This is a genomic window from Methanobrevibacter sp. (assembly GCF_045577275.1).
Classification (GTDB): Archaea; Methanobacteriota; Methanobacteria; order Methanobacteriales; family Methanobacteriaceae; genus Methanobrevibacter.
Genome location: NZ_JAZNIB010000144.1, coordinates 1 through 2,642, shown reverse-complemented (window position 1 = coordinate 2,642; position 2,642 = coordinate 1). Strand labels below are relative to the sequence as shown.

Below are 2,642 nucleotides of genomic sequence, written 5' to 3'. Positions count from 1 at the left end.
TCTCCTTTTAAACCACCAAATGCATCAGAAGTTACTCCAATTTCAATTTGGTCACCCAGTTCAAAAGCAGTAGATAATAACTTTTTATGACCATCATGCAACTTGTCTAAAGTACCACCAACAGCCACTTTTTTATATCTTCTATTCATAATATTGTCCTAATTAGCTAAGTATTAATCTTTATTATTAGAACTATTATGGTCCTGTCCACTATTTAAATTTAACCTTGATTTTGGGCTTATTTAAATATGATTTTTAGTGATATATTTACAATTTCATATACATGTATTAAAATCATTATATTTTAAAAAATCAACATGATTATTATAATTAGATTTACCTTGATGTAAATCAATGTTAATTAATGTAAAGTATTAAATTATTAAAAGTTCTTTTAATATAATTGGTATTTTATTTTTAGCAAAATTGAAGATTACTTTTAGCTGAATGGAAAATGTTAACCTATATGATAAAAATAAGGGATTAGTTTTATCCAATTATTAGAAAAACACAGATTAATTGGCTAATAAGTTAATGTTAATATTGTAATTAATACAGTGATGGTTAAATTAGAGGATTTTGTAATCGAAAAATCTAGATTAATGTTACATTTAGGTGTGTTCTTATTTTTCTGAGATTCAATACAATCGCTTCCAGTATCAAATCTATTTCTACTTTTTGTCGTCCTCTTCTTTTTGATTGTTTGAATTCTTGTATTTCTTTTATCTGTGAGAATGTTCCTTCGCTGTGTATGGCTCGTAGTTTATAGATTAATTGTCCTTTTTGTGAAAGGAATGCTCTTTTTCTTGCAATGAAAAAGGGATTGAAAGGTTCATATAATACTCGATATTTACTATTTTTTGCACATTCTTTTTTATATGGACAACTGGGGCATTCAAATGTTCGGAATCTTAATTTCAATTCTCCATCTTTCTCTACTATTCCATCTACTTTTAATTTTTGATTATTGAGGCATGTGTATTCCAGTTTTTTGGGATCAAAGTGCATGTTGCATTTTGCATGTGGATTATCGCTGAATGTTCCTTTAATTTTCATTGCATCGTTTCTATCAGGAATGATTGGTATTATTCCCTGTGAATAGGCATATTCTATTTGGTCTAGTCCATAATAACCATTATCTGCCAAGATATATTCTGGCACTATATTATAAGTCTCAATTATGTAGTCTATTGCAGGTGTTAATTGGTATCTGTCAGTTTTATCTTCAACTATTCTCTGCATTAGTATTAATCCCATTTTAACCTCAACAACTGTTTGTAATAAGTATGCGAACTTTATTGTGTCATCTTTCATATGCATTTTACGTGCTTCGGGATCAGTTAAACTGACACGATTATTTCCATCATAATTTTCTTTCAATAATTCCAATGTGTCTAAAATCTCATTACGTGCTTTTTTAGAGGTTAATGCTATTTGTAATAGTTGTCTGCCATGTTCATTGAGATTGTGATAGATTTCATCTATTAAATCAATCATATCTTCCGGCAATTCATCCATAAAAAAGAATCTTTTAATCTTAACCCAAATAGTTTGTCTAGATTTATCAAATGAGTAATCATATATTAAATCTTCCAAATATAGGATTTGACCTATGGATAAACTTCTAAATTCATTAACATAAGCTTCAATTGGAGTACTATCGATAGAAATGATTTTAAAATCAATTAAACCAAAATTAAAACCAAATCGTACAGTGAATTTTAAAAACTGATCAATCAGGTAGGAACAATTGTTTTTAAATTGATTGATTTTTGATTTTCTAGGCAATTTCTCATTAGTAATGTACATACAGGCTTTGCTTTTATCATCAAGAAAAGATTCAATCTTACGGCATGATCTATGGCCTCTAAAAGTAGCAAAAGTATATAATCCTAGCATTTCAGATTTGGAATATTTGAATTTCGGACCACGAACACCTGCTGCTTTGCCTTTAAATAATTCTGGTTTTTCTTTTTCAAACGATTTAACTAAATGCACGACCAATTTTGCCATGTGTGAATCATCTAAATCTTCAACAGGACTCTTATAAATCAAAGGGGCTTGAATACTATAATATTTACTTTCCACTGCCAACATAAAAAATCACAACAACTTTGAAATTTTGCAAAGAAAGAATAAAATATATATGCTATCCCCAACAAACATAAAAAAAGGTGTTGGGAGATATTCTTTCTCATTACACTATAATATCTCTCCAATCACCTATTTAATACTTTCCATGCTGTTAAAATTCGTTAAACTTTTTTAATATAGTCTCGATAATTAAACAATTTATCTTGCATAAGATAATGGGATAAATAATTAGATAGGAACTGATTTTTAAATCAAATGTTATTCGATTATTGTCCTGTTTGGTGAAGTCTAGGTTTAACTAAACGATAGTCCTTGAAAAAAGTAAGACCTAACTTTTGTGAAGTGTAGGATGTTTTCAAGAGTATTTCGGGTTTTTCAAATTTTGGCAAATAGTGGACAGTACCAGAATAATTTCTTATAATACTCATTTCTCCTTTAAAACTTATTGAAAATTACATTTTGCTGGTAACTGATAATATCTTTTTCATCATTGCATCATTTAACTTAACATCATCATCTTCAGCAATTTCCTTTAAAAGTTCATTTGC

The 2,642-nt window shown here is 28.5% G+C and carries 3 protein-coding genes; all 3 read right to left on the bottom strand.

The genetic code is table 11. The features are described from left to right. A partial coding sequence (locus ACKI67_RS04405) for an adenylyltransferase/cytidyltransferase family protein (RefSeq protein ID WP_407462182.1) occupies positions 1 to 149 on the bottom strand: 149 nt, incomplete at its 3' end. Between the two features lie 445 nt (positions 150 to 594). Next, entirely contained in the window at positions 595 to 2,097 is a 1,503-nt protein-coding gene (locus ACKI67_RS04400; RefSeq protein ID WP_407462181.1) for a transposase, read from the bottom strand. A 263-nt stretch (positions 2,098 to 2,360) separates the two neighbouring features. Further along, positions 2,361 to 2,522 carry a hypothetical protein gene (locus ACKI67_RS04395; RefSeq protein WP_407462180.1) on the bottom strand — a complete coding sequence of 54 codons (162 nt, stop codon included), beginning with the start codon at positions 2,520 to 2,522 and terminating at the stop codon, positions 2,361 to 2,363. Positions 2,523 to 2,642: the final 120 nt, after the last annotated feature.

Excerpts from the sequence above, each read along its gene's own strand:
- ACKI67_RS04400 (WP_407462181.1), bottom strand. The coding sequence starts at position 2,097 with ATGTTGGCAGTGGAAAGTAAATATTATAGTATTCAAGCCCCTTTGATT.
- ACKI67_RS04395 (WP_407462180.1), bottom strand. The coding sequence starts at position 2,522 with ATGAGTATTATAAGAAATTATTCTGGTACTGTCCACTATTTGCCAAAA.